Source organism: Paraburkholderia kirstenboschensis, assembly GCF_032806925.1.
GTDB lineage: Bacteria > Pseudomonadota > Gammaproteobacteria > Burkholderiales > Burkholderiaceae > Paraburkholderia > Paraburkholderia kirstenboschensis.
Genome location: NZ_CP136512.1, coordinates 406611 through 432746, shown reverse-complemented (window position 1 = coordinate 432746; position 26136 = coordinate 406611). Strand labels below are relative to the sequence as shown.

Below are 26136 nucleotides of genomic sequence, written 5' to 3'. Positions count from 1 at the left end.
GCTATGCACGTTTCTCGTCGCGCCGCTTTGCGAATCCGCTTTGTGGAATCTAATGCCGGCTTGCAGTTCACGCGCTGCAGCGGCCTTCTCAGGACACCATGCCGAACTCCGCAACGCTGCCCCGTTCCCAGTTGACCCGCCGCATTGCCGCCGACCTGATGCGAGCAGTCTGGCGTTATCGCAACCAGACCGTCGTTGCCTTGCTGCTAATGGTGGCCGCGAAGATGTCCACCGTTCTGATCCCGCTCGTGCTCAAGCATGTGGTGGACGAACTGGGGCATCCGGTCGCGCAGGCACTGTTCCCGGTGTTCCTCGTGTTGGCGTATGCATTACTGCGTTTTCTCGGCGATGCGCTGAACGAAGCGCGCGACGTGGTGTTCAGCATCGTCACGCAGCGCACCGTTGCCGCATTTACCGAGCGGACTTTCGCGCATCTGCATCGCATGAGTGCGCGCTTTCACACGAAGCGCGAGACCGGCGCAATAGTGCGCGACGTGCAAAAGGGCGCCGACGGTATCGGCTTTCTGCTCGGCGTCGCGCTATTTACGATCGTGCCTACCGCGTTCGAGATCGCGACCATCGTCGCAATCATGGTTCACAACTACGCGCGCGAATTCATGATCGCCATTGCGGCAACCTTCTTTTGCTATGCGGCGTATACATTTGTCTTCACGCGTCGGCGCGTTGCGTTCCAGCGCGCGGTGAATGCTCTGGAGGCGCAATCGGATGGCCGGCTCGTCGACAGTCTGCTCAACTACGACACGGTCAAATACTTCGCCACCGAAGACACCGAAACGCGCCGGCTGTCGGTCGTGCTCGACAAGTGGGTGCACGCCAGAACCGCGAACCAGCGCGCGTTGACCGCGCTGCACGTGGGGCAGAGCGCGGTGATCGCGTTCGGCATTGGCGCGATCATGCTGCTCGCGGCGCAGCACGTCGTGGCCGGAAGCATGAGCGTCGGCGATCTGATTCTGGTGAATGCGTACATCATCCAGATTTGCATGCCGTTGAATACGCTCGGCTTCGTATTTCGTGAGACCAACGACGCGATGGTCAACGTCGAGCGCATGTTCGAAATACTCGCCGCGCGTGGGCGTGTTGGCGAAGATATCGACGAGCCGGCCGCGAAACCATTGGTAGTCAGCGCAGGGCAGATCTCGTTCGAGCACGTGGACTTCGGCTATGACCCTGCCCGGCAGATTCTGCGCGACGTGGACTTTCATGCTTATCCGGGCAAGACGCTGGCGATTGTCGGCGGCAGCGGGTCAGGCAAGTCGACACTCGTGAAGCTGCTCTTTCGTCTTTATCAGCCAAACAGCGGCAAGATCCTCATAGACGGACAGGACATCGGTCAGGTCACGCAAAAGAGCCTGCGCGAAGCAATTGGCATCGTGCCGCAAGATACCGTGCTATTCAACGAGACCATTGCCTACAACATCGCGTATGGCAGGCCTTCGGCAACACGCGCGGACGTGGTGCGGGCGGCGCGCGCGGCGCAACTCGATGAATTTATCGAACGTCTGCCCGATCATTACGACACACGCGTCGGCGAGCGCGGTGTGCGCCTCTCGGGCGGCGAGCGCCAGCGCATTGCAATTGCGCGCGCCATTCTGAAGGACCCGCGCATCATCGTATTCGACGAGGCGACCTCCGCGCTCGACACGCGTTCGGAGCGCGCGATCCAGACCGAGTTGACGCGGCTCGCGCAAGGCCGCACGTCGATCGTGATCGCGCACCGGCTATCGACCGTGGTCGACGCCGACTGGATTCTGGTGATGGAACATGGCCGCGTGGTCGAGCAGGGCACGCACCGCGAGTTGCTCACGCGTGACGGCGTGTACGCGAAGATGTGGTCCCTCCAATGGCAGCAGGGCGAACTCGAGCACGCGCAGCGCAAGCTCACCGCGCAGTCTGTCAGCCTCGCGGCGCTGATGGCCGGCGTAATCGACGCGTTGCACGACGAAATTGCCGCGCATCGGGTGACGCTGTACCCGCAGATCAGCGACAACGATCTGCGCGTGACCGGCGACCCGAGCGTGCTGCAACCGCTGATCGCCGAGCTGTGCCGAAACGAGATCGTGCACGCGAGGCCGGGGCAGCGCATCGAGCTTCGCGTCGAGCGGCATAACAATCAGGTGTGGGTCACGGTGCTCGGCATGGCCGAAAAGCCCGCTGAATTGTCGCAAGCGGCCGCGCGCTATATGGAAGAAGCGCTGGCTGCGGCGGGCGGCAGCTTCACGCTGATGCCGCTCAACGGGCGGCTCGCGTATGTGGCCATGCTGCCGTTGCGTCCGGTGGCCGACGCGGATTCCGGTGCCGGTTCGGCGGCGTTGCCGTTGACTTCGGAGGTGGACGGCGCGGCGCCGCTAGAAGGTCTCTTTGTCATGGCCATCGACGACCAGGAAGATGCGCTCGACGCATTGGAAGCGGTGCTTACATCGAGCGGCGCGCGCGTGCGTACCGCGTCGTCGGGCAAGGAGGCCCTGGAGTGGTTCGCGGGGACACCGACCACCCAATGGCCACATGCGTTGCTATGCGACATCGTGCTCGCTGACGAAGACGGTTACGACGTGCTGCGCCGTTTGCGACGCCTCGAAGCCGATCGGCAACTGCCGCTGCAGGACCGCGTGCCGGCGATTGCAATAACTGGCTATGCTCAGGGCGAGGACCGTATGAGAGCGAAGATGGCCGGTTTCCAGGCGCATCTGACAAAGCCGGTTGCGCCGGAAAAGCTGATAGGCGAAATTCGCAACCTCGCCATGGCGTCCGTACGTACGGGCGCATAGAAGAGGAGAGGCAGTGCGCGCGCCGCGCGCATGCGTGCCTCTCGACGCCCGACGCTCGACGGCTCAGGTGCGCGCGTCGACCTTGGTTACCGTTGGCTTCGCGCGGGCGGTGGCCGGCGCCGGGGCTGCCGTTTGACGCTCGCCCGTGCGTACCCGTTCGCGCAGGCTCAGCACCTGAGGCGGCACTAGCTTGCGGCGTCTCAATGCCCATGCGAGCCCGCGCACCAGCGGAACGCCGTCGCGCGCGAGCGTACCTTCGCGTGAGAACGTCGCGAGGGCATGCATGGTCGCGCGGCTCGCTTCGGACCAAGGCAGGCGCAGCCACGCGATCCACGCCGCATTACGCGCGAGCGTGCGGCGCCGCAAGCCGCTATCGCGTGACGGCGACGGATGATGATGTACGGTCAACTGATCGCAATAGACAATCGCGTGCCCGGTTGCCAGCACGTCCAGCGCGACCAGTTCTTCTTCGCCGCCGATGAAAAGGCGCGGCTCATAGCCGCCCAGTTGACGAAACAGCGACGTGCGGAACACACATGCGCCTGCCATATAGCCGATCAACGCGGGGCCTGGCAGCCCTTCGCTGCCGAGCGGGCTTGCGCGCATCACCGAACAGGTCGGGTCTGTGACGTTATCTTCGCCTACCACCACGCGCGCACTCAGTACGCCTGCGTTCGGCCACGCATCGAGCAGTTGCACCGCGCGATCGAGGGAGCCTGGCTCCCACCATGTGTCGTCGTCGCAGAAGGCCACGTAGTCTGTGCCCGCATAGGCAGCGGCGCGATTGCGCCCGGCCGCGCCAAGATTCGCTCCGCATTCGACGATGCATACAGTCGGAAACAGCGCCTTCACGAGCGCGACGGTGTTATCGCTTGAGCCGTTGTCCGCGACAAAAATGGGCGGGTTTTCCGGAAGGGCGAGTAGGCGCTCGAGGGTGGCCACAAGCTCATCGGCGCGGTTGTGTGTCAGAACGACGACCGAAATGCGCCGGGAAAGCGATTTTTTTTCCATGCGGTTCTTTATTCTTGACGAGGCGATGCCCCGGTCAAGCAAACCGTGTGCCGTCCGCTTTCAACTAGCTTGAGGCGCTTTGCAGCCGCCAGTACTTTTCGGTCGAATAAAGCGTGCTTTGCCCCTGCGGGCCGAACGCGCGCAACTGGCTCGCGTATGCGGCGATAGCTTCTCGCTTCGTCTGCTCATGCGCCTTGGATTCATTGACCGATGCAGCCACGTCAGTGGCGTGGGTCAACGCGTAGCCGCGTTTCGTCAGCTCTTCAATGCGCTTCGAAGCGGCTTCTCGCATCTGTCTATACGGGACCTCTTCGTAAGCGTGAAAAACCGTGCCGGGCATATCGGCGATCAGCGCGAGGCATGCGTTCGACACCAAAGTGTGGTCGGAATGGAAGAGGCCGAGCGGGAAGAGTACGTTGTCAGGACTGTGTTCGTTGAGCGTGCGGTGAAGCGCTTCTGCCAAATCGTCGGGACTCGGAGTCAAAAGGTATTGCGCGTCGCAGAAGGGCAAGTGTATTGCCTGGGCGCCGAGCTTTTCCAGCGCCCGAATGTCCTCCTGCTTGCGGGCCAGCATTGCCTGAAACGCATCCGTGAAACCGGATTGCCGATCCCAGTCAGTGGACATGTTCTCCGGTGGTGGCGCGGTGAACACCGTGCAGACAATGGCGGATGGGTTGGCTGCGAGCAACAACCCGCAACTCAAAACGGCATCGTCGAGATGCGGAGAAACGACAAGCAGACGGGCACGCAATTGCATCATTTTGTGATGGAGTGGTTTTTGAATGGCGACTGGAACACGCTGGCTTGCAAACTGCGGGCCTGGCGCGCGAACGCATGACTATGTGCTAACGGGGAATGGGTTTTGCGAAGTCATAGCCGTATTGTTTTCCGATGCGCTTGAAAGGATCAGCATGACAGACAAGGAAGCATCCGGCACTGAACGACGCAGGCTCGGCGGCTGGCTGCCGACCAACGAAGAGCACCTCGCGCGATATCGCACCGATCTCGCGGAGAAAGCTCGCGCTCGCGCGGCGCATGCGCCGCGAGCGTCAGCGGTGGAAGAGCTGGCCGCGCTCCTCAATGGCGACCCCGTTCTTCGCATGGATATGACGCGTGCGATCAATCAGGCGCGCGACGAGGGTTATGTGCTCGGCTATTCGTCGATAGACGAGTTGATGGTAATCGTCGACTACGTAATGACCTATGCGCCTCCGTTCAGCGAAACCAGCCTGATTCACTGCCCATTGAATGCGGTGCTGGACTGGCCGATGTGCATGCCGTCCGGCTACGCTCTGTTTCGCGACCCCGCGTTGAATCAGCGGCTCAAACGGGTGCTCAATTGCTGGTGCGGGTTCCTGAGCGGGCCGCATTCGCAAGAACACTTGAATACGTCGGCGCCGAATGGGTGGTTTTCGCCCGAGGCCGATGAGAAGATCGGCATGTCGCAGTTCGTCTGCGATACCGACAAACCGTATTGGGGCTTTTCGTCATGGAACGACTTTTTCACGCGCCGGTTCCGTGAGGGCGCGCGGCCAATCGATCAGCCGGATAACGACAAGATCATTGTCAGCGCCTGTGAGGCGGCTCCCTATAACATCCAGACAGACGTCAAACTAACCGACACCTTCTGGATCAAGGCACAGCCTTATTCGCTGCTAGATATGTTTTCGGCGAGCCAGCGCGAACTCGCACAACGCTTCGTTGGCGGCTCGATCTACCAGTCCTTTCTCAGCGCATTCAACTACCACCGGTGGCATGCGCCGGTAAGCGGCGTCATCAAGAAAGCGTACGCGCTGGATGGCACCTATTATTCGGACGCCGATGCAGAAGGCCGCGACCCCGGCGGTCTGAACGATTCACAGGGCTACATTACCGCGGTTGCGGCGCGCGCCGTGATCGTGATCGAAAGCGACGATCCCGCGATCGGGCAGGTTGGCTGTCTCTTCGTCGGCATGGCCGATGTGTCGTCGTGCACGATAGAAGCGCTGCCTGGCCAACGTGTCGCAAAGGGCGATGAAATCGGCTTTTTCCAGTACGGCGGCTCGACGTGCTGCCTCGTGTTCGAGCCGGGTGTGATCAGCAGTTTCGTTCCGCAGCCTCCTTTCGACAACCCGCCGCCCGTCAAGGTGAATTCACCCGTTGCGACTGCGAGGTAACGCGGGTGCGGTCACCGCTGATTTTTCAACGAGTGTGGCACTGATGTTCGAATGCCGCGAAGTGCAGTGCGCTTCGCGGCATTGTTCTTCTGACACGCGACTCCGGCAGCGGCAAACACGGTGTCGAATGCCGCGCCGTTATCGAACGGCGGGACAGCCCGCCGTGACTACACGCTTAGCCCGGCTGCTTACCCGATCCAAGATCGGCGCCCGTTACCGGATCCGTTGCCGTATCCGATGCGGTCCTCGCGGCCAGCGCGCCTAGCACTTCGACATCCGCTTGCGTCACGTTGACGGATGGCAGACCGTCACCGCCATCCACTGCCGGCTGCGGCGTTTCGACGAATTCCCATTCCGGGCCCTCATTCCACGGACCACGTGCGTCGCCTTCGCCAGCCGACATGTTGTAGTACACGTTTGTAAATTCCGGAACGCCCGGCAGTTTGCCTTGCGGGAAGTTCGGCTGGATCGAGTGCAGCGCTTTCTCGAAAGACTTCTGGTGAGCGATCTCGCGCGTCATCAGAAAACCGAGTGCTTCCTTGATGCCCGGGTCGTCCGTGAGGTTCAGCAGTCGCTCATAGACGATTTTCGCGCGAGCTTCAGCAGCGATGTTCGAGCGCAGATCGGCGGTCGGTTCGCCGATCGTGTCGATATACGCAGCCGTCCACGGTACGCCCGCGGAGTTGGTGAGCGCAGGACCGCCGCCATACAGCAGCGCCGTTGTGTGCGAGTCGTTGCCGCCGCCCGTCAATGAGCGATACAGTTCCGCCTCCTGCTCGACACCTTCGGCGAGCTGGCCCTTCGCACCCTTGTTCAACATAGCGACGATGGAGCCGATTACTTCAAGGTGACTCAGTTCTTCAGTAGCGATGTCGAACAGCAAATCCTTGCGGCCCGGGTCGTCTTCTGCGACGGCCTGAGTGAAATACCGGCACGCGGCTGCCAGTTCTCCCTGAGGCCCGCCGAATTGCTCGAGCATCAGGTTGGCGAGCCCCGGATTAGGGGCGGCTACACGCACCGTATATTGAAGTCGCTTGTTGTGAACGAACATTGGCTTCTCCGTTGAGTATGGTTAGGAAACTGTGGACTGCACGCTTGCCTGCGCATGCCGCATACCCGAACCGGTTAAACGGGCGTGGCGCACGTGGCGCGCGTGGCGATGGCCAGGCACACCCGTTGCGGATCGCAGGGCTCCTAACCACTACCTTGGGAGTTGCATATGACACAGCGAAAGACCATCGACGATCTGTTCGTTCACATGCTGTCGGATATCTACAGCGCCGAGAAGCAGTTGACCAAAGCATTGGCGAAACTCTCGCGTGCTGCGTCCGATCCGCAATTGAGCGAGGCGTTCAAAATACACCTGGAGGAAACGCAAGGACAGGTGGAAAGAATCGATAAGGTTGTAGAAACGAGTGGCGTGAAGTTGAAAAGAATGAAGTGCGTTGCGATGGAAGGCTTGATCGAGGAAGGGCAGGAGCTGATCGACGAAATCGAAAAAGGCGCGGTGCTCGATGCAGGTCTGGTCGCCGCCGCGCAAAAGGTGGAGCACTACGAAATCGCCGCATACGGCAGCCTCTGTGCGATCGGCAAGCAGTTGGGCTTCACGGAAGCCGTCAATCTGCTGAAGGAAACGCTGGAAGAAGAAAAAGCAACGGATTTGAAGCTGACCGAATTCGCCGAGCGAGCCGGCAACGAAAAGGCGAAGCAGCAGAAGTAAGTGGGGAAGTCCCGCCGAGTGAACAACGAAGCGGGACTGATGCAGCGGTGCCGATGCCGAGATCCCGCCCGTTCAGGGCGGGGTTTTTTTGCGGGCCACGCGCGCTGCATTAGCCCGCACAAACTTCACGCGTCAGGTTCTGTCGCCGACGGCACGGCTGCCGACTGCATCGAGCTTGCCCTGCAGTTCCATCTTGCGCTGCGCGATCTTTTGACCGAGTCCCTTCACGTTGAGGTTGGCCTTTCGCAATTCCGGAAACAGCTCGTTCTCTTCTTCTTCCACGTGATGTTGAACCATTTCGCTCATCACCTTGAAAGTCGCGTCGAAGCCTTTATCGCCCGCGTTAAGCGTTTCGAATTTGCTGATTAGCGTCTTCACGAGAAAGTGTTCGACGTACGCTTCTTCCACGTCGACCACATCGCCTGACGGCAGTGCGTCAGCCGCGGCCGGGTAAAGAAGTTCTTCTTCGATGATGGTGTGGATAGTGAGCTCTTCGCACGCACGTTGTGCCAACGTGGCTTTGGCTTCCAGGTCGTCTTCTTTTGCTTCTTTGAATGCGGTGAACAGCCGTTCGACCGCGCGATGATCTGCGATCAGTAATTCGAGTGCATCGTCTGTATTGGGGTTAGGTTGTTTTTCTGGCATGTCGCTCTCCATGTTGAACGCCGCCTGGCGGCAGGTTTGGACGGAGTATCGCAAGCACTGTGCCTATCCGCTGCAGCCTAGCTTTTACTCTTGCGCGGTGCCGCAGCATTCAGAAGCGGATTGAATGCCGCGGTCCCGGCCGGATGCCGCGCGGGTGGTTCGGAGTCTCTGGTTTTCGCGGCACGGCCGCGCCGCGTAGGTCGAGTACTGCCGGACAACTGCTTTGCCAGCTCCTGGCTATCTTCATCTTCGGGTGCGGATTCTTCTTCCTCGGGTTCGTCTACATCTTCGGCTTCCTCGGCTTTGCTCGACCCGCGTGGCGCTTTTTTCGTTCGCGATGCGCCGGCAATGTGCTCGACTACTGACATGAATGATTTGCGCGCCGAGCGTAACGATTCGCCAGGCAGCATGGTGAGAACGACGACTTCGTGAAGCGAGCGTCCGTCGACGGTGCGTTGAGCCGGTTCCGTGTCCCAGTCGACCTTCTCTTGTGCGAAAGCTGCCAGGAGCCGTTCGAGGACAGCGGGCGACAGCACGCCGCCGTCATACAGACTGACGATTGCGCGCTCGGCGAGAGCGAACGGCGTTGCGGAAGTCTTGGGCATTGTTTTTACCTACTCGCCGGGCGCGCTGGTTCGACGAGTTTCCGCCGGTCAGACGGTTTGCCTCGCTTCGCTGCCCTTCAGCTCGCCATGCCGATGGGCATGCGTGGCCGCGTATTTGAGTTCAAAGTGCGCGCCTTTACCGCTGCGCGTCGGCGGGAATGCTCTCCTTCCACGCACGTTACTTCGAAAGTGTTTTTGCCATCTTCGTGAACGACTGAATAGATGGGGACGTCTTGACGATTTCGCCGGGCTTGAACGAGTTATCTCCTGCCATTGTGAAACTCCATGGGTGAGTAAGCGCCAAGCGTCGTCACGCAACGGTCGTGCCACGCGTCCAAGTGCGCTCAGAACAGGCGCAATGGACTGGACCTGCGCGCGGGTCCGACCGGACTGCTTTCCTCGAGCAGTATCTGAACGATGCCGCGAGTCGACACGCTGACCCATGCCGAACGGATGTCTTTCGCGCTGACCCAGCGGCATCGTCTGATCTCATTGCCCGGTATCGGCTCGACGTCGTCGGGAATATGCGCGGCAAATACATAGTGGCGGGTGCGAATGCCCCAGAACTCGAAAATGTACCGAAGCGGGACGTCGGTCATTCGAGTTTCTTCAAGAAGCTCGCGAGCGGCCGCGGCGGACACGGGCTCGCCGGCCTTGCATCGACCGCCGGGCAGCGCCCATCGACCGTTGGATCGAGCGACGAGCAGAATGCGATTAGCGCGCAGGCAAAGGACGGTGGCTCGATGCTTCATGGCGTGTCAGGAAAGTTCAGGGCGACTTCTCGCGCACGTTGCATGTCGCATGCCTTGCCGATGAGTCGTCCGGGAACCGTAAATGCTACTTGCACAACGGCGCCTTTGGCTTAGCTGCTGGCTTTCCTTATGTAATCCAGTTCGAATCATTGTCTGTAGAGGTGGTGAATATGTTGAAGCCGCATCGGTTTCCTCCCGCACTTGCGGTTCCCGCTGTCGTCTTCATCATTATCGGCTTGGCGCTAGCCGCGGGTGGAGCCCGGCTCGTTACGCTGGGTGGTTCGTGGTATTACGTGGTGACGGGGATCGCAATTGCGCTGACCGGCGTGCTGCTCAGCATTCGCCGACGTTCGGCTCTATGGTTGTTCGCGCTGATTCTGTTCGGTTCGACGATCTGGGCCGTGGTGGAAGCGCGCTTCGACTTCTGGCAATTGCTGCCGCGCCTCTGGGTGTGGCTTGTGCTTGCTTTGTGGCTATTGCTGCCGCCCGTCACGCGCAAACTGGTGTTCGGGCCACCGGCCGCGCATCGCGAGGGCGTGGTGCCGTTGACTGCCGCCGTGGTGTTGACCGTCCTACTGGGCCTCGTCACAGCGTTCAATCATCCATATGATCGCGCGGGCACGCTGGCCTCCACTGCCGCCACGCCCACTACACCGGTCGCCGGCGACGCGAACCGGCAGGCGGGTGACTGGACCGACTACGGCGGCTCACCGTTCGGTCAGCGCTATTCGCCGCTTACGCAGATCACGCCGGAAAATGCGGGGCAATTGAAAGTGGCCTGGCAGTTTGAAACAGGAGACAAGCCGGGGCCCGGCGACCCCACTGAAACCACCGATGAGAACACGCCGATCAAGGTCGGCAACAAGCTTTTCCTTTGCACGCCTCACAGCATCGTGATCGCACTCGACCCGGCGTCGGGCAAGGAGCTTTGGAGATACGATCCGCATATTCAGAGCCCCGTTGGCTTCAAGCACTGGGAGCATATGACTTGCCGCGGCGTGTCCTATCACGACGACGCCATGTATCCGGCAAATGCCGCGGTAGCGGCGGCGGATAACGCGGCGGCGGCCTCGGCTCCGACTGCAAGCGAGGCTGCAAGCGCGGCTGCAAGCACGGATGCGAGTGCGAGCGCAGCGTCCGGCGCCGCCGCTTCGAATACCCAGGCATCGGCTTCGGCGTCTGCGGCGGACGCCGCATCGGCAAGTACTGACGTGGCCAACGGCGCTTCTGCAGCGCCGGGCGCGGCGCAATCGGCATCCGCGGCCACGGCCGCCAGCGATTCGTCGGCGGCCGCCCAGCAGACGGCCACCGCTGAGGTGAGCGCCGAATGCCCGCGCCGCATCTTCCTGCCGACCGCCGATGCGCGGCTGATCGCGCTCAATGCCGACACAGGCCAGCCGTGCACGCACTTCGGCAATAACGGTCAAATCGACCTGCGCACGAATATCGGTCCGTTCACGCCGGGCGGTTATTACTCGACGTCGCCGCCCGCGGTGACTCGCGATCTGGTCATTATCAGCGGTCACGTCTCCGATAACGAATCGACCAACGAGCCCTCGGGCGTCACGCGCGCGTTCGATGTGCACGACGGTCATCTGGTGTGGAACTGGGATGCGGGCAATCCAGACGAGACGCAGCCGATTACCGGCAATCAGACGTACGTTCGCAATTCGCCGAACATGTGGTCGGTGTTCAGCGTGGATGAAAAGCTCGGCATGGTGTACCTGCCTCTCGGCAATCAAACACCCGACCAGTGGGGCGGCGTGCGCACCCCGGCTTCGGAGAAGGTCGCGGCGGGCGTCGTTGCACTGGATCTCGCAACCGGCAAGATGCGCTGGAATTACCAATTCACTCACCACGATCTGTGGGATATGGACGTAGGCGGTCAGCCTTCGCTGATCGATCTGCAGACACCCAGCGGCGTGCAGCCCGCGCTGATCGCATCGACGAAACAGGGCAGTCTGTACGTACTGAATCGCGAGACCGGCAAGCCGATCGTGCCGATCACGGAAGAACCGGTGCCGCAGGGCGCGGGAACCGGCGATCATACGTCGCCTACACAACCGTTTTCCGCACTCAACTTCAGGCCGCCGAATGTACGCGAGCGCGACATGTGGGGCACCAATCCTTTCGATCAACTGTGGTGCCGCGTCAAGTTCAAGTCGCTGCGATATGACGGCATGTTTACGCCACCGTCGGAGCAGGGATCGCTCGTATTTCCGGGCAATTTCGGGGTATTCGATTGGGGCGGCATTGCAGTCGATCCGGTTCGGCAAATATTGATCGCGAACCCGAGTTACATGGCTTTCACTTCAAAGCTGGTACCGCGCTCGCAGATTCCGTCCGAGAGCGGGGACAAGAAGGGCAGTGAAACAAGCGGCATCAAGCTCGCGCGCGGCACGCCATACGGTTTCGAACTGAATGCGTTCCTCTCGCCGCTCGGCATTCCGTGCCAGGCGCCGCCGTGGGGATATGTGGCAGGCGTCGATCTGCGCACGAACCACATTGTTTGGGAACACAAGAACGGCACGATTCGCGACAGCGCGCCGTTGCCCATTCCCATGCCGCTCGGCGTGCCGAGTCTCGGTGGGATGATCACGACTGCCGGCGGCGTGGCCTTCCTCTCGGGTACGCTCGACTATTATCTGCGCGCTTACGATGTACGTACCGGCGACCGGTTGTGGCAGGCCCGCTTGCCCGCAGGCGGGCAGGCAACGCCAATGACCTACGCCGACAGCAACGGCAAGCAGTATGTACTCGTCACCGCGGGCGGCCACGGCTCGCTTGGCACGAAGCAAGGCGATTATGTGATCGCGTACACGCTACCCTGAAGGACAGCGTTCATCAGAATTGCGCGCGAGCGGATGCCGACAGGAACATTGCAGTTCGGCCCGCCGCGCGCTTTCATCAGGCGTGCGGGTTTCTGCGTCAAGTGCGTGGATGCACGTCATTGTGCACGCGGTTGAAATCGTTACGCGTCAGTGGACAAACATTCCAGCCGCCATGACGCGCGCAGAATGCTCAAAGATCGCTCAATGCGTAGCTGCATGTAGTACAGCTTTCAATATGCCTGCCACGAGGGCGACCGTTGCAACGCCCAGCATCCACAAGCCGACAAACCATGCGAATCGTCGCCACATGTCAGTGATATCCCTCGCCGGGACGCATTTTGCCTTTGAAGACGGAATAGGCATAAGCCGTGTAGCCGAGAATCATCGGAACGGTAATCACGGCGCCCACCAGAAGGAATAACAGGCTTGCGCGGGGCGCGGCGGCATCGCGGAAAGAAATCGCGGGCGGCACGAGATATGGATACATACTGATCAGAAGACCTGCATAGCAAAGAATGAAAATGCCATAGGCGAAGAGCAAAGGCAGCGCCTGGCGCCGCGCCGAAAGGCTGCGCCAGAAGCCGGCCGCGAGAAGAATCAGCAATACCGGCACGGCGGCGGTGAACGCAATGTCCGGCCAGCGGAACCAGCGCGCAGCGAGCGAGCCTTGCAGCATCGGCGTCCACAGCGTGACCACGACGATCAGCGCAAGCACCGCGACTGCCGTGGTCCGCGCATAACGCCGGCAGCGCTCGTGCAGCGGCCCTTCGGTGCGCCAGATCAGCCAGCATGATCCGAGCAATGTATAGCCGACTCGGGGTATTCGATTGGGGCGGCATTGCAGTCGATCCGGTTCGGCAAATATTGATCGCGAACCCGAGTTACATGGCTTTCACTTCAAAGCTGGTACCGCGCTCGCAGATTCCGTCCGAGAGCGGGGACAAGAAGGGCAGTGAAACAAGCGGCATCAAGCTCGCGCGCGGCACGCCATACGGTTTCGAACTGAATGCGTTCCTCTCGCCGCTCGGCATTCCGTGCCAGGCGCCGCCGTGGGGATATGTGGCAGGCGTCGATCTGCGCACGAACCACATTGTTTGGGAACACAAGAACGGCACGATTCGCGACAGCGCGCCGTTGCCCATTCCCATGCCGCTCGGCGTGCCGAGTCTCGGTGGGATGATCACGACTGCCGGCGGCGTGGCCTTCCTCTCGGGTACGCTCGACTATTATCTGCGCGCTTACGATGTACGTACCGGCGACCGGTTGTGGCAGGCCCGCTTGCCCGCAGGCGGGCAGGCAACGCCAATGACCTACGCCGACAGCAACGGCAAGCAGTATGTACTCGTCACCGCGGGCGGCCACGGCTCGCTTGGCACGAAGCAAGGCGATTATGTGATCGCGTACACGCTACCCTGAAGGACAGCGTTCATCAGAATTGCGCGCGAGCGGATGCCGACAGGAACATTGCAGTTCGGCCCGCCGCGCGCTTTCATCAGGCGTGCGGGTTTCTGCATCAAGTGCGTGGATGCACGTCATTGTGCACGCGGTTGAAATCGTTACGCGTCAGTGGACAAACATTCCAGCCGCCATGACGCGCGCAGAATGCTCAAAGATCGCTCAATGCGTAGCTGCATGTAGTACAGCTTTCAATATGCCTGCCACGAGGGCGACCGTTGCAACGCCCAGCATCCACAAGCCGACAAACCATGCGAATCGTCGCCACATGTCAGTGATATCCCTCGCCGGGACGCATTTTGCCTTTGAAGACGGAATAGGCATAAGCCGTGTAGCCGAGAATCATCGGAACGGTAATCACGGCGCCCACCAGAAGGAATAACAGGCTTGCGCGGGGCGCGGCGGCATCGCGGAAAGAAATCGCGGGCGGCACGAGATATGGATACATACTGATCAGAAGACCTGCATAGCAAAGAATGAAAATGCCATAGGCGAAGAGCAAAGGCAGCGCCTGGCGCCGCGCCGAAAGGCTGCGCCAGAAGCCGGCCGCGAGAAGAATCAGCAATACCGGCACGGCGGCGGTGAACGCAATGTCCGGCCAGCGGAACCAGCGCGCAGCGAGCGAGCCTTGCAGCATCGGCGTCCACAGCGTGACCACGACGATCAGCGCAAGCACCGCGACTGCCGTGGTCCGCGCATAACGCCGGCAGCGCTCGTGCAGCGGCCCTTCGGTGCGCCAGATCAGCCAGCATGATCCGAGCAATGTATAGCCGACGACGACGGCGAGGCCGCACAGCACGGTGAAGCCGGTAAGCCAGTCCCACCAGCCGCCGGAATACGAAACTCCCTTGACGTGGATGCCCTGAAGCAGCCCGCCCAGCACGAGTCCCTGGCACAAAGCGGCCATGGTCGAACCCGAGAAGAAAGCGACATCCCACCACGCGCGGCCGGAACCTGTCGCGCGAAAACGGAATTCGAAGGCCACGCCGCGAAACACGAGTGCGAGCAGCATCGCGATGATTGGCGGATAGAGCGCGGGCAGGATGATCGAATATGCGAGCGGAAACACGGCGAAAAGTCCGCCGCCGCCGAGCACGAGCCATGTTTCATTGCCGTCCCATACCGGCGCGATGGAGTTCACCATCAGGTCGCGATCGTCCCGGCTTCGCTCGACGGCGAACAGGATGCCCACGCCGAGATCGAACCCGTCGAGCAGGACGTAGGCAAGCACGGCAAACGCGAGGATACCCGCCCATACGAGCGGCAGATCAATCGTGGCGGCTGTCATGACGATCGTCCCGTGCGGATATGTTGCCTGTGGTGGTCGATGCGGGCTGCCGTTGCGCCGGCCCGGGCGTGATGCCCGCGCTGCGATGCGGCTTGTCTTTCGCGGGTCCTTCTGTTGCGAGCGATGGCGGCCTCGCCATGAGCCGCAATAGAAACACCATCGCCGCGCCGAATACGATCAGATACACCACGCCGAAAGCCGCAAGCGATGTCGCGACGCCTGGGGCGGCGATGGGCGACACGCTGTCGGCAGTGCGCAAGTGGCCATACACGGTGTATGGTTGACGGCCCACTTCGGTCACGGTCCAGCCGCATAGCAGCGCAATGAGACCGGAAGGTCCCATTGCAACCATGAGCCGGTGCAGCCAGCGCGCACGATAAAGCGAATGACGCGACCGAAGTGCAAGACTCGCAAAACCGGTCAGCGCCATCAGCGCGCCAAGGCCGACCATGATGCGAAAGGCCCAGAAAATAAGCGGCGAAAAGGGACGGTCCTCTCGCGCGAATTCCTTGAGCCCTCTGATTGAGCCGTTCCACGTATGCGTGAGAATCAGCGCGCCCAGGTGCGGAATTTCGACGGCGTAGTCGGTCGTTTCGGTCTTCATGTTTGGCATACCGAACAAAATCAGCGGCTGACCAGGTTTCGACTCCCAGTCGCCTTCGAGTGCGGCGATTTTTGCGGGCTGATGTTTCAGCGTGTTCACGCCGTGCGCGTCGCCGGCGAGAATCTGGATCGGCGCGACGATGCACGCCATCCATAGCGCCATGGAAGCCATCAGGCGCGCGGGCTCGTTGCCGGAATCGCGCAGCAAGTGCCATGCGCCCACCGCGCCGACGATGAACGCCACGCTCAGATAAGCAGCGAGCACCATATGCACGAGCCGGTAAGGAAACGACGGATTGAAGATGATGCTGAGCCAGTCGGTGGGAAAGAAGCGGCCGTCGACCAGCGCGAATCCTTGCGGCGTTTGCATCCATGAATTGGCGGCCAGAATCCAGAAGGCGCTGATCAAAGTGCCGATAGCAACGAGCACCGTGGCAAGAAAATGCAGCTTGGGACCGACGCGGGTCATGCCAAACAGCATCACGCCAAGAAAACCGGATTCCAGAAAGAACGCGGTGAGTACCTCGTAGCCCATAAGCGGGCCGACGACAGGTCCTGCCCGATAGGCAAAGCCCGCCCAGTTGGTGCCGAACTCATACGACATGACAAGGCCCGACACTACGCCAACGCCGAATACCACCGCGAAAATCGTTAGCCAGTAGCGGAATACGGCCAGGTATACCTGCTTGCCGGTGACGAGCCATGCACCCTCGAGGACTGCAAGATAGCTCGCGAGCCCGATGGACATAGCCGGGAAAATGATGTGAAAGGCGATGGTGAAACCGAACTGCGTTCGGGCAAGAAATAGAGCGTCGGCCGGGGGTGGCATTACGGTACCTCGAGTAATGAACGTGGCTGAACTAACGGACGGAACCGCATTTTTTGCGCTGCAACGTGCTTCTGCATACAAGCAAACGCGTGGCCTGATCGTGCCGCGTAGACCGAGCGCCGGCGCCACGAAAGGCTCGTAATCCTATTGTCAGGAGCATGCGCTTTTTCGATCCACAGGTACACACTTTGCTCTCTTTTTGTACTGACGTTCGCGTGGAGATAGCAATGAAAGAGAAGGACACGACACGAGACTACCCCTATGCATCGGGCGGATGGGGATCGCTGAAGGCAGTCACGTCAATCCTGGTACAGGAGCACGTTGGCCTGAAAGACGGTGCGGTGCTCGCGAAGCAGAATAAACCGGACGGCTTCATGTGCGTGAGCTGTTCGTGGGCCAAGCCGGCGGACCCGCACGTGTTCGAGTTCTGTGAGAGCGGTGCGAAGGCTACCGCCTGGGATCTCACGTCCAAGCGAATGACGCCAGAGTTCTTTCAACTGCATACCGTGACCGAATTGCTGTCGTGGCACGACCATGACCTGGAGGAAGCGGGGCGGCTCACCGCGCCTATGCGCTACGATCCCGCCACCGACAAATACGTGCAAGTGGAATGGCAACAGGCATTCGACGAAATCGGCCGCGAACTCAACAAGCTCGAGCCAGACAGTGTGGTGTTCTATGCGTCGGGCCGCGCGTCGCTCGAAACGTCGTACATGTACCAGCTTTTCGCGCGCATGTACGGCACGAACAATCTGCCCGACAGCTCGAACATGTGTCACGAAAGCACCAGTGTCGGGCTCAAGGAAGCGATCGGGGTGGGCGTCGGCACCATTACGCTCGAAGACTTCGAGAAGACTGACCTGATGTTCTTCTTTGGCCAGAACGTGGGCACCAATAGTCCGCGCATGCTTCATCAATTGCAGGACGCGCGCAAACGCGGTGTGCCGATTATCACGTTCAATCCGCTCCGCGAGCCGGGGCTCGTGCGTTTTGCGAATCCGCAATCGCCGTTGCAGATGCTCACGCCCGACAACACGCAGATCAGCACGCAATATCATCAACTCAAGACCGGCGGCGACACCGCTGCGATTCTCGGCATCTGCAAGGCGGTGATTGCCGCGGACGACCTGGCCATCCAGCAATGTGCGCCGCGTGTCGTCGATGCGGACTTCATCCGGGATCACACGACCGGTTACGAAGCATTCGCGAACTATGCGCGAGAGGCGTCGTGGGAGGACATCGAAAAAGTCAGTGGCCTGACTCGCGACGCGATACAGGCTGCGGCAGACGAGTACATGAAGGCGAATGCGGTAATCGTCCATTACGGCATGGGACTGACGCAGCACCGACTCGGCGTGCAAAATGTCCGCATGGTGTGCAACCTGCTGTTTCTGCGGGGCAACGTAGGCAAGCCCGGCGCGGGGCCTTCACCTGTGCGCGGTCATTCCAACGTGCAGGGGCAGCGCACAGTCGGCATTACGGAAAAGCCCGAACTGGCGCCGCTCGATAAGCTGGCGAGCCAGTTCTCATTCGAGCCGCCCCGCAAAAAAGGCCTGAATACCGTCGAAGCGTTTGAAGCGATGCTCAAAGGAGAGGTAAAGGGCGTATTCAACCTCGGCGGCAATCTCGTGCGTTCCGTGCCGGACCGCTTGCGGACAGAACCCGCATGGCGAGGTTTGCGCCTCAATGTAAACGTCGCGACCAAGCTCAATCGCAGTCACCTCGTACACGGTGAAATCTCATACATTTTGCCGTGTTTGAGCCGCATCGAAATCGACCGGCAGGCGAGTGGTGACCAGGCTGTTTCAATGGAAGACAGCACCGCCTGCATGCATGGCTCGCGTGGCGTGGCGGAGCCGGCCAGCGACAACATTCGCTCGGAGCCCTACATCGTCGCGGGAATCGCGAAAGCGACCTTGGGCGCTCGCTTCAACGTGAATTGGGACGCATGGCGAGACGATTACTCGGTGGTGCGCGACGAAATAGAGAAGACGTATCCCGACGTATTCCGCGATTTCAACCAGCGTATGTGGACGCCGGGCGGATTTCACAAACCTCTCCCGGCGCGCGAGCGGCAATGGAAGACGAAAAGCGGCAAGGCAGAATTTCAGGTGCCGAAAGCACTCGGCGAAGATCCCGACATGCCCGAGCGCGAAACAGACGCGCTCCGATTGATGACACTGCGCTCCGACAGTCAGTTCAATACGACGATCTACTCGCTGGACGATCGCTTTCGCGGCGTCAAGGGCAACCGCATGATTCTGCTGATGAATGCGGACGATATGGCGGCGAGTGGTCTGGCGGAGGGCGACAAAATCGGCTTGCAGACCATTTCCGACGACGGTTTCGACCGGCGCGTAAGCGGCCTCACAGTCAAGGCTTACGACATTCCCCGTGGCTGCATTGCCGGCTATTACCCGGAATGCAATCCGCTACTGCCGCTCTGGCACTGCGCCGAAGAAAGTAAAGTGCCTGGCGCCAAGTCTATTCCCGTGCGGATTGTCGAGAAACCGGGCGTTCGATCTTCTGCATAACAGACCCGCCGGGCCGGATTGCCCGGCGGATTCCGGAGCTTCCTTCAGGCGCGGTCAATCGGCGTAGCGCGTTCTGCGCGACTTCGGCAAGCAATGCGTGGCGCCGATCACCAGCAGAGACCCGAGCAGGAAGGTGGCAATCGGGAATGTGCCTGCAGTGTTCACTGCAATTTCGCGCGGACGCTCACCTAGAAGCTGCATTCTGCGGCGCGTCATTTTGGAGCCGAGCGAACGCAGCTCGCTTTTCAATGCCCGCTCAGCCGTGGGAAGTAGCACGGTTTCTTCATCGGCCACATGATGCATGACTTCGCGCATCAATTGCTGGAAGAGACCGTCGTACGCTGCATCCTCAGGTCCGCTTGCGCGTAGCTTTGCGATCGTGGCGCGCATTTCGTCGTGTTCCGGCTGGCTCTTTTCGAGCGTCTTATCCTCGCTCATTACACCGGCCAATGCCGGATAAAAGATTTCTTCTTCGAGCTGCGCGTGTATTTCGAGTGCCGCGCAGACGGAATTGACGATTGCGCGCTTGCGCCACCATGGACTGTCCGCGTGATAACGATGAAACGCGGCGAGCACATGCATATGATCAAGCCGGATCATCGCGGTAATGGTGGGGGACATCGACGAATTGGCATCGGGCATGGCAGTTCTCCAGAATGACGCGGCGCCGCGCGTCGGTTTAGGGGGATTGTCTGCATGCGAAGTCGACATGCGCAACGGGCACGCGAATCCGGCATGCGGGCGCTCGCGGATGCGCCACGTACCGCATTCGCCATACCTGCAACGCCCCGCTAACCGGGAATCTTTCGGATGTCTCGCAGCCAGACCGTTGCCTCGCTGTCGCTCGGAGCACGCCAGTCGCCGCGTGGAGAAAGGGAGCCGCCCGATCCAACCTTGGGAGCATTGGGAATGCAGGAGCGCTTGAACTGGCTCGTGTGGAAAAAGCGCTCGGCGAAGATCGCCAGATTGCGCTTGATGTCGCCAAGCGTGTATTCGTTGCGCTCCACATTTCGACCCGCCGGCCAGACGCCGCGCTCGCGGTCGGCCCATGCGCAATGCGCGAGGAACGCGACCTTCGACGGTGAAAAGCCGAAGCGCAACAGGTAATAGAGGTTGAAGTCCTGCAATTCATACGGACCGATAATGCTTTCGGTCTTCTGGTCGATGACTTTTTCGACTTTGCCAGGCACCAGTTCCGGGCTGATCTCGGTCGCCAGTATCTGCTCCAGCACATGCGAGCCCGCGTCGCCGACCTGACCGGATTCTGCGACCCAGCGCACCAGATGTGTAATCAGCGTCTTCGGCACGCTTGCGTTCACGCTGTAGTGCGACATGTGATCGCCAACGCCATAGGTGCACCATCCAAGCGCCAGTTCGCTCAGGTCGCCCGTGCCGATCACAATTGCCTGATGGAAATTGGCGAGCCTGAAAAGATGGCTGGTGCGCTCGCCCGCCTGAACGTTTTCGAACGTGACGTCGTATTGTTTTTCACCGGACGCAAACGGATGGTGCAAGTCCTGAAGCATTCGCATGCAGCTCGGACGTATGTCGATTTCCTCCATCGAGCAGCCCACGGCTTGCATCAGATCCTTCGCCTGTTGGAGCGTGCGGCTGCTGGTCGCGAAGCCCGGCATCGTGTAACCGAGGATATTCGCGCGCGGCAGCTTCAACCGGTCCATGGCTTTTGCGCACACGAGCAGCGCCTGCGTGGAATCGAGCCCGCCCGACACACCAATCACCACTTTCGAAATTCCGGCCGCGCCGAGTCTTTGCAGCAGCCCCTGCACCTGGATGTTGTAGACCTCGGCGCAGCGTTCATCGCGTGTCGCGGGATTTGACGGCACATACGGAAAACGGTTGATTGAACGCACGAGCGGCAAATGCTCCGCATCGGGAAGCGAAGCCGGCACGCTGACCACCTGGAATTTGCCGACCTCGTTCGCGTGGCGGCGCGTGGACTGGCCAAAAGTAGTTTGCCGCATCCGTTCGCGCGACAGCCGTTCAAGGTCGACGTCGCCGTAAATCACATGGGACGTATCGACAAAACGCTCGGATTCCGCGAGCAATTCGCCGTTTTCGTAGATCAGCGCCTGGCCGTCCCATGCGAGGTCGGTCGTGGATTCGCCGCGGCCCGCAGACGAATACAGATAGGCGGACAGGCATCGCGCGGATTGCTGACCGACCAGTTGATGCCGATAGCCCGACTTGCCGATCACGATGTTGGACGCCGAAAGATTGACGAGCACCGTTGCGCCCGCGAGCGCCGCGAACGACGACGGTGGCACGGGAACCCATACGTCCTCGCATATTTCAACGTGGAAGCGAAAGAGCGGCGCGTGCGGCACGTCGAACAACAATGACGCGCCGAAGGGCGCGTGCTGTCCGCATAACGTCACTTCGGCGGTCGATGCGTTCTCCGCCGCACTGAACTGGCGGGCTTCGTAGAACTCGCCGTAGTTCGGCAGGTAGCTTTTGGGGACCACACCGCACAGCTTGCCGTTCGAAATCACCAATGCGCAATTGAACAGCTTATGCTCGATCTTCAGTGGCGCGCCGATCACCATTACCGCGGGAATACTCGTAGAGGCCGCAACGATCTCGCCGATTGCGGCTTCGCACGCGTCGAGCAGTGCTCGCTGATGGAAGAGGTCGTCGCACGTATAGGCCGATATGCCGAGTTCGGGAAACACCACCAGTAGCGCGCCTTTTTGCGCGGCTTCGCGGGCCAGTTGCAGCGTTTCCTGGGCGTTGAATAGCGGATCGGCCACGCGGCACACCGGAACCGCAACCGCGACACGCGCAAAGTCGTGACTGTACAAATTGAAGAATGATCGCGTCATGGTGTGCAGCGCCTTGAATAGCGGCTCGGACGCGGAGGCTTCTCCGCTCCGGCCGGTGTTGAACACAGCCCATGCAACGTTCGCAACGCGCTCAGACGGATTGCGGCGAGCCGGGTCTCGCGTTTCGTACATTCGGCAACTGATTGTAGTAATACTCGACTCGCGAAAGCGCGTAAAGCGCCGCGTTTTTCCGGATGGTGGTGCGGTCTCCGTCGAAGACTCGCGTCTCGGTAAACATGAACTCACCGTCCCGGCACTTGTAGCGCCACGAGAAGCACTGTGTGCCTGCCGGCAAATCCGTGCCTTTCGGCGGCGGACCGGCGAGCCCCGTATTCGAGACTGCGATATTCGCCGAGCACCCTTCGAGCGCGAGTACGCCGGTGGCCATCTCCTGGGCGACTGCCTCGCTCGTCAAGCCATGCTCTTCGATGGTCTGCGACCGCACCTTCAGTACACCGCATTTACCCGTCGGCGAGTACACGACGAGGCCCACGTCGAGGCATGCGCCGCTGCCAGGCACGTCTGCGAGCAGCGATGCAATGAGACCGCCAGTGCACGATTCGGCGGTGGCGATCACAAGACCGCGCGACGAGAGAAATCCAACCACGCTGCGGGGAATGTTCATTTTTGCATCCTCGTTTATTCAGGCTCGTTCATGCAAGCTGGTTTATCAAGCTGCTCTAACCAGGCTAGTCTGTTCACGATAAGCCAGTCAGTTGTCAGCGAGCAAGTGCAATACCCGTCGCAGGTTAAGCTTCAGCGGGCGGCACAGCGATTGCTCGATACGCCTGTCCCTTCACCGGGACGCCATGGTTGTTTGTTCGGTTGGGCTCGCCAGATGGCGAGCCTCTTTTTTTGCGCTGCATGCGCCAGCATTTGCGCGCCGGTTTAGCATCGGTACAGCGCTTGCTCTTCCGCTTCGCGTGCGACGGCAAAGGAGGCGACGCTCATGATGTTTCCGACAATCGTTATCAACCGCGAGGACCCGTCCTCGACTGACTCGCAGACTCTGCTCGACGAACTGAGCGCCACGCTGGCCTTGTTTACGGGCGACGGCGGACAGAAGCGCTTTTCCATTCACGACGTCGCACTCGAGCGCTCACGCTTTCTGGTTGCGAGGAGCGGTTCTTCAACGCCGCTTGGCTGTGGCGCGTTTCGTCCGCTAGGCGAGCACATTGCCGAGATCAAGCGCCTCTATGCACGCCCCGGTGCGGATGGCGCAGGCAGTGCAATGCTCGCGCGGCTCGAGAAAGAAGCGGCAGAACTAGGCTATCAGGCGTTATGGCTCGGCACGCACGTGAACAACCGTCGGGCGATCGAGTTCTACGAGAAGCACGGTTTCCATCGCATCGCACCGTATGGGCCGCATGTGGGCAAAGACGATTCGTGCTGCTTCGAAAAGCGCCTCGACCGAGAGGCGCCCGATAACCAGCGCCGGGCAACCATGCGCCGAGCGTAATGCAGTCGAACGCAATGCGTCGAGTCGCGCGGGCTATGGGCCGCGCTACTTGTGAATTTTCTCGCGCAACGACTGAATGTCGTTGGCGGTCACAGGCCGCGCGTCGTTACCCCATGAGGCGCGAATCCATGAAAGCACATTCGCCATTTGCGCATTCGTGAGCGTTTGAGCGAAGCCCGGCATTGCTTGACGCGGTGGTCCACTGATAGTCGCGGCACTGTTGCCGCCTTCCACCATCAAGCGAATCAGCGAGGTCGTATCTTCTGTGATCACTGCCGGATTGCCAGCCAGCCGCGGAAACACATTGGGCACACCCGCACCTTGTACACCGTGGCATTGCGCGCAGAACGAGATATAGACTCGCGCACCCACCGATTGAGGCGAATCGACACGATTGCCATTGCGCGCCGGCAAGTCGGGCTGCGCGTGCGGCTCGTAGCCCCCGGACGGCTTTTGCGCGGGCAGTGACTTCAGGTAGTGCGCCATTGCAAGCGCATCTTCGTCGGTCAGATATTGGGTGCTGTCTTCCACTTGTTCGACCATCGAACCGAATGCGGCGAGACCCGCGCCGTGTCCCGTCTTCAGGAATGCAGCGAGATCTTTTTCGCCGATACGTCCGAGTCCGGAGCCCGGATCGCCAGTGAGATTCGGCCCGAACCAGTTGTCATTGACTCCACCGGTCAAATAGGTCGGCGACGACTCGTCGTAGCCGCGTTCCTGAAAGCCCGGCCCACGAGGTGTATGACATGCGCCGCAATGACCCGGGCCTTGCACGAGAAACGCCCCACGATTCCACTGTGCGTCGCGTCCGGCCTTCGGTTGATATGGTTCTTTCGGTGCGAACACGAGTTGCCAGAAATAGAGCACCCAGCGCTGATTGAACGGGAACGGCAGCTTGGTGGGCGGAGCCGGTTCGGGCGCGGGTTTTACGGCGTGCATGAAATACGCGTAGAGCGCCCGCATGTCGTCGTCGGACATTTTTGAAAACGACGCATACGGCATGGCCGGATAGAGCCGCTTGCTGCCCGGCGACACGCCCTCGCGTACGGACCGCGCGAAGTCCTCGTAACTGTATGCGCCAATGCCGTACCGGCGGTCCGGCGTGATGTTGCTGCTCATGATCGTGCCGAACGGCGAGGTTAGTCCGAGGCCGCCGCCATAGGCTTGTCCGCCGACGGCGGTGTGGCACCCCGCGCAGTCCGACGCCTTCGCGAGATACTCTCCGCGCGCCACAAGGGCCGCAAGCGCCGGATCGGCCGCATCGGAGGGCTGGGCCGTGACGCGCGCAGCCGTGATTGCGCCAAGCATCGCCGTGCCGGCCAGCACGATCAGTTTGAAGCGCCGCGTCATGAGGTGGTATCCCGGCGCGCGGCCAGCGTGTTGGGCATGAGCGTCACTGGCGCGCGGTGCATCAGCCAGCGCGCGCCTGTCAGAAGCGCGGCGATCAGATACGCCAGACCGCCAGGCACCCACATCACGAGACCGCCAAGTTGCTGATCCTGCAACGGATCGAAGCCGAGCGCCGTCGTCGGCTCTATATATGCGGGGTACCAGAGCCCCGGCGCGAGCGTGAGCAATGCGCCCAGCGCGCCGGTGTGAACCATCGTCGTGAAGAGCGACAACATTGCATAGCCGCTTTGATCGCGCCGCGCGCCTTCGCCGAAAACGACCCACCAGAACAACAGCGCGCTGAGCAGGAAGCTCGTGTGCTGAAGCGTATGAATACCGGCCGACGCGAGCGCCGCTTCGAAAAAACGCGGCATATGCCACGCCCACAGCGCGGCGGCATGCAGCAGCCACGCGACGGTCGGCGCGCACAGCGCGCGCCACAGCCCGTTCAGCACCGGCGTGCGGACTGCCGCCGCTATCGCGTGCCGTGCCGCCGGAGGAAAGGCCCACAGCCATACCGCGAGCGGTCGGCCCAGCACGAGCAGCGGAGCGGCCACGATCATCATCAGTTCGTGCTGAACCATATGCGCGGAAAATAGCGCCGCGCTCAATGCGTCGAGTGGTGAATTGAGCGCGGCGACGAGTGCAAGCCATCCGGCTACGAACGCGCACAGTTGCCGCGTGCGAATGCCGCGCCCGCGTCGGCTGCGCGCGCGCAGACGCCGGTAGCCGGCCGCATAGAGACCGAGGCTCACGACCAGCAATGCGACGACCCATGGTTCGAAGGTCCAGCGCAGCACGGGCGGCGCGCTTCTTTCCGCGGCAGTCAGCACATGCGCGTGTACGCCGGGCGGAACGCACGCCGCGGCAAACGCGAGTGCGCAGCGCATTGATGTGTTCATTGCACGCAGGGGGAAATGAGCCATTGCGGTATCCACATTGCGACGAGTGCGAGCGTCGAAAGCATGCCGACCCACGTGGCCGCGCACGCGAGCATTGCGGGACGCGCGGGCAGCGCGGTCGCATTCGCGGGGGCGATCATGCCGGCCTCGCGCCAGCGGTGCCACGCAAGCAGCGTGGCGATCATCGAGAACAGCAGCGCAGTGCCGGTGACGCTGCCCAGGGGAAGAATCGTTCGCCACGCACAGGAGGGCGTGACGAGTGCATAGTCGGCGCCCAGCGCGGCCAGTACCGCGGAAGGCGCGCCGAGGAGCGCGAGCCAGGTTCGCATGG

General features: G+C 61.1%; 21 protein-coding genes and 2 pseudogenes. 7 read left to right on the top strand and 16 right to left on the bottom strand.

Annotated features, from left to right (window positions below; all coding sequences use genetic code 11):
* Positions 1-98: 98 nt before the first annotated feature.
* Positions 99-2786, top strand: a complete 2688-nt coding sequence (locus RW095_RS10635) for an ATP-binding cassette domain-containing protein (RefSeq protein WP_317018960.1) — start codon at positions 99-101, stop codon at positions 2784-2786.
* Between the two features lie 63 nt (positions 2787-2849).
* On the opposite strand, the gene RW095_RS10630 is transcribed toward RW095_RS10635, so the two are convergent.
* Positions 2850-3797 (bottom strand): glycosyltransferase family 2 protein, encoded by a 948-nt coding sequence (locus RW095_RS10630; RefSeq protein ID WP_317018958.1) that lies wholly within the window; start codon positions 3795-3797, stop codon positions 2850-2852.
* Positions 3798-3861: 64 nt separating this feature from the next.
* A complete protein-coding gene (locus RW095_RS10625) occupies positions 3862-4554 on the bottom strand; it encodes a PIG-L deacetylase family protein (protein ID WP_317019817.1) in 693 nt (230 codons plus the stop codon).
* Between the two features lie 154 nt (positions 4555-4708).
* Here RW095_RS10625 and RW095_RS10620 point away from each other — a divergent pair, with 154 nt between their 5' ends.
* Entirely contained in the window at positions 4709-5953 is a 1245-nt protein-coding gene (locus tag RW095_RS10620; protein WP_317018957.1) for a phosphatidylserine decarboxylase family protein, read from the top strand.
* Between the two features lie 175 nt (positions 5954-6128).
* On the opposite strand, the gene RW095_RS10615 is transcribed toward RW095_RS10620, so the two are convergent.
* Positions 6129-7004 (bottom strand): manganese catalase family protein, encoded by an 876-nt coding sequence (locus RW095_RS10615; protein ID WP_128586356.1) that lies wholly within the window; start codon positions 7002-7004, stop codon positions 6129-6131.
* A 168-nt stretch (positions 7005-7172) separates the two neighbouring features.
* On the opposite strand from RW095_RS10615, the gene RW095_RS10610 reads away from it, so the two are divergent.
* Positions 7173-7673: a YciE/YciF ferroxidase family protein gene (locus tag RW095_RS10610; RefSeq protein ID WP_317018955.1), complete on the top strand. Its 501-nt coding sequence runs from the start codon at positions 7173-7175 to the stop codon at positions 7671-7673.
* A 132-nt stretch (positions 7674-7805) separates the two neighbouring features.
* On the opposite strand, the gene RW095_RS10605 is transcribed toward RW095_RS10610, so the two are convergent.
* The 4 genes and pseudogenes from RW095_RS10605 to RW095_RS10590 all read right to left on the bottom strand — a co-directional run bounded on the left by RW095_RS10605 (position 7806) and on the right by RW095_RS10590 (position 9675).
* Entirely contained in the window at positions 7806-8318 is a 513-nt protein-coding gene (locus tag RW095_RS10605; RefSeq protein ID WP_317019816.1) for a hemerythrin domain-containing protein, read from the bottom strand.
* Between the two features lie 77 nt (positions 8319-8395).
* On the bottom strand, positions 8396-8923 hold the full coding sequence (locus tag RW095_RS10600; RefSeq protein WP_317018954.1) for a hypothetical protein: 528 nt from the start codon (positions 8921-8923) through the stop codon (positions 8396-8398).
* A gap of 48 nt (positions 8924-8971) precedes the next feature.
* Positions 8972-9197: pseudogene (locus RW095_RS10595) on the bottom strand (hypothetical protein).
* Between the two features lie 70 nt (positions 9198-9267).
* On the bottom strand, positions 9268-9675 hold the full coding sequence (locus RW095_RS10590) for an NUDIX hydrolase (protein ID WP_317018952.1): 408 nt from the start codon (positions 9673-9675) through the stop codon (positions 9268-9270).
* A 170-nt stretch (positions 9676-9845) separates the two neighbouring features.
* Here RW095_RS10590 and RW095_RS10585 point away from each other — a divergent pair, with 170 nt between their 5' ends.
* Positions 9846-12506 (top strand): glucose/quinate/shikimate family membrane-bound PQQ-dependent dehydrogenase, encoded by a 2661-nt coding sequence (locus tag RW095_RS10585; RefSeq protein ID WP_317018951.1) that lies wholly within the window; start codon positions 9846-9848, stop codon positions 12504-12506.
* A 310-nt stretch (positions 12507-12816) separates the two neighbouring features.
* On the opposite strand, the gene RW095_RS10580 is transcribed toward RW095_RS10585, so the two are convergent.
* Complete coding sequence (locus tag RW095_RS10580; protein WP_317018949.1) at positions 12817-13308, bottom strand: cytochrome d ubiquinol oxidase subunit II; 492 nt, start codon at positions 13306-13308, stop codon at positions 12817-12819.
* A gap of 14 nt (positions 13309-13322) precedes the next feature.
* On the opposite strand from RW095_RS10580, the pseudogene RW095_RS10575 reads away from it, so the two are divergent.
* Positions 13323-13922: pseudogene (locus tag RW095_RS10575) on the top strand (membrane-bound PQQ-dependent dehydrogenase, glucose/quinate/shikimate family); the annotation flags it as partial.
* Between the two features lie 310 nt (positions 13923-14232).
* Here the strand turns inward: RW095_RS10575 and cydB are convergent.
* Positions 14233-15249: a cytochrome d ubiquinol oxidase subunit II gene (cydB, locus tag RW095_RS10570; protein ID WP_317018948.1), complete on the bottom strand. Its 1017-nt coding sequence runs from the start codon at positions 15247-15249 to the stop codon at positions 14233-14235.
* A complete protein-coding gene (locus RW095_RS10565; RefSeq protein ID WP_317018946.1) occupies positions 15230-16681 on the bottom strand; it encodes a cytochrome ubiquinol oxidase subunit I in 1452 nt (483 codons plus the stop codon). The genes cydB and RW095_RS10565 overlap by 20 nt, the downstream gene beginning before the upstream one ends.
* Before the next feature lie 227 nt (positions 16682-16908).
* On the opposite strand from RW095_RS10565, the gene RW095_RS10560 reads away from it, so the two are divergent.
* Positions 16909-19215 (top strand): FdhF/YdeP family oxidoreductase, encoded by a 2307-nt coding sequence (locus tag RW095_RS10560; protein ID WP_317018945.1) that lies wholly within the window; start codon positions 16909-16911, stop codon positions 19213-19215.
* A 54-nt stretch (positions 19216-19269) separates the two neighbouring features.
* Here the strand turns inward: RW095_RS10560 and RW095_RS10555 are convergent, their stop codons facing one another.
* The 3 genes from RW095_RS10555 to RW095_RS10545 form a co-directional block, all read right to left on the bottom strand.
* Positions 19270-19857 carry a hemerythrin domain-containing protein gene (locus RW095_RS10555; protein ID WP_317018943.1) on the bottom strand — a complete coding sequence of 196 codons (588 nt, stop codon included), beginning with the start codon at positions 19855-19857 and terminating at the stop codon, positions 19270-19272.
* A gap of 149 nt (positions 19858-20006) precedes the next feature.
* Positions 20007-22055, bottom strand: coding sequence for an NAD(+) synthase (locus RW095_RS10550; protein ID WP_317018942.1), 2049 nt, complete (start codon positions 22053-22055; stop codon positions 20007-20009).
* A 91-nt stretch (positions 22056-22146) separates the two neighbouring features.
* A complete protein-coding gene (locus RW095_RS10545) occupies positions 22147-22680 on the bottom strand; it encodes a CinA family protein (protein ID WP_317018940.1) in 534 nt (177 codons plus the stop codon).
* A gap of 324 nt (positions 22681-23004) precedes the next feature.
* Here RW095_RS10545 and RW095_RS10540 point away from each other — a divergent pair, with 324 nt between their 5' ends.
* The gene (locus RW095_RS10540) at positions 23005-23514 is read left to right on the top strand and encodes a GNAT family N-acetyltransferase (protein ID WP_317018938.1); all 510 of its coding nucleotides are present in this window, start codon (positions 23005-23007) and stop codon (positions 23512-23514) included.
* A gap of 45 nt (positions 23515-23559) precedes the next feature.
* Here RW095_RS10540 and RW095_RS10535 read toward each other — a convergent pair whose 3' ends face one another.
* The 3 genes from RW095_RS10535 to RW095_RS10525 are packed head-to-tail and all read right to left on the bottom strand — an operon-like array spanning position 23560 to position 26134.
* Positions 23560-24864 (bottom strand): c-type cytochrome, encoded by a 1305-nt coding sequence (locus tag RW095_RS10535; protein ID WP_317018937.1) that lies wholly within the window; start codon positions 24862-24864, stop codon positions 23560-23562.
* Positions 24861-25829 (bottom strand): cytochrome c oxidase assembly protein, encoded by a 969-nt coding sequence (locus RW095_RS10530; protein WP_317018935.1) that lies wholly within the window; start codon positions 25827-25829, stop codon positions 24861-24863. Before RW095_RS10530 ends, RW095_RS10535 begins: the two co-directional genes overlap by 4 nt.
* Positions 25802-26134 (bottom strand): hypothetical protein, encoded by a 333-nt coding sequence (locus tag RW095_RS10525; protein ID WP_317018933.1) that lies wholly within the window; start codon positions 26132-26134, stop codon positions 25802-25804. Before RW095_RS10525 ends, RW095_RS10530 begins: the two co-directional genes overlap by 28 nt.
* Positions 26135-26136 lie beyond the last annotated feature (2 nt).

Coding starts and splice junctions, on each gene's coding strand:
- RW095_RS10635 (WP_317018960.1), top strand. CDS start 99: ATGCCGAACTCCGCAACGCTGCCCCGTTCCCAGTTGACCCGCCGCATT.
- RW095_RS10630 (WP_317018958.1), bottom strand. CDS start 3,797: ATGGAAAAAAAATCGCTTTCCCGGCGCATTTCGGTCGTCGTTCTGACA.
- RW095_RS10625 (WP_317019817.1), bottom strand. CDS start 4,554: ATGCAATTGCGTGCCCGTCTGCTTGTCGTTTCTCCGCATCTCGACGAT.
- RW095_RS10620 (WP_317018957.1), top strand. CDS start 4,709: ATGACAGACAAGGAAGCATCCGGCACTGAACGACGCAGGCTCGGCGGC.
- RW095_RS10615 (WP_128586356.1), bottom strand. CDS start 7,004: ATGTTCGTTCACAACAAGCGACTTCAATATACGGTGCGTGTAGCCGCC.
- RW095_RS10610 (WP_317018955.1), top strand. CDS start 7,173: ATGACACAGCGAAAGACCATCGACGATCTGTTCGTTCACATGCTGTCG.
- RW095_RS10605 (WP_317019816.1), bottom strand. CDS start 8,318: ATGCCAGAAAAACAACCTAACCCCAATACAGACGATGCACTCGAATTA.
- RW095_RS10600 (WP_317018954.1), bottom strand. CDS start 8,923: ATGCCCAAGACTTCCGCAACGCCGTTCGCTCTCGCCGAGCGCGCAATC.
- RW095_RS10590 (WP_317018952.1), bottom strand. CDS start 9,675: ATGAAGCATCGAGCCACCGTCCTTTGCCTGCGCGCTAATCGCATTCTG.
- RW095_RS10585 (WP_317018951.1), top strand. CDS start 9,846: ATGTTGAAGCCGCATCGGTTTCCTCCCGCACTTGCGGTTCCCGCTGTC.
- cydB (WP_317018948.1), bottom strand. CDS start 15,249: ATGACAGCCGCCACGATTGATCTGCCGCTCGTATGGGCGGGTATCCTC.
- RW095_RS10565 (WP_317018946.1), bottom strand. CDS start 16,681: ATGCCACCCCCGGCCGACGCTCTATTTCTTGCCCGAACGCAGTTCGGT.
- RW095_RS10560 (WP_317018945.1), top strand. CDS start 16,909: ATGAAAGAGAAGGACACGACACGAGACTACCCCTATGCATCGGGCGGA.
- RW095_RS10555 (WP_317018943.1), bottom strand. CDS start 19,857: ATGCCCGATGCCAATTCGTCGATGTCCCCCACCATTACCGCGATGATC.
- RW095_RS10550 (WP_317018942.1), bottom strand. CDS start 22,055: ATGACGCGATCATTCTTCAATTTGTACAGTCACGACTTTGCGCGTGTC.
- RW095_RS10545 (WP_317018940.1), bottom strand. CDS start 22,680: ATGAACATTCCCCGCAGCGTGGTTGGATTTCTCTCGTCGCGCGGTCTT.
- RW095_RS10540 (WP_317018938.1), top strand. CDS start 23,005: ATGATGTTTCCGACAATCGTTATCAACCGCGAGGACCCGTCCTCGACT.
- RW095_RS10535 (WP_317018937.1), bottom strand. CDS start 24,864: ATGACGCGGCGCTTCAAACTGATCGTGCTGGCCGGCACGGCGATGCTT.
- RW095_RS10530 (WP_317018935.1), bottom strand. CDS start 25,829: ATGGCTCATTTCCCCCTGCGTGCAATGAACACATCAATGCGCTGCGCA.
- RW095_RS10525 (WP_317018933.1), bottom strand. CDS start 26,134: ATGCGAACCTGGCTCGCGCTCCTCGGCGCGCCTTCCGCGGTACTGGCC.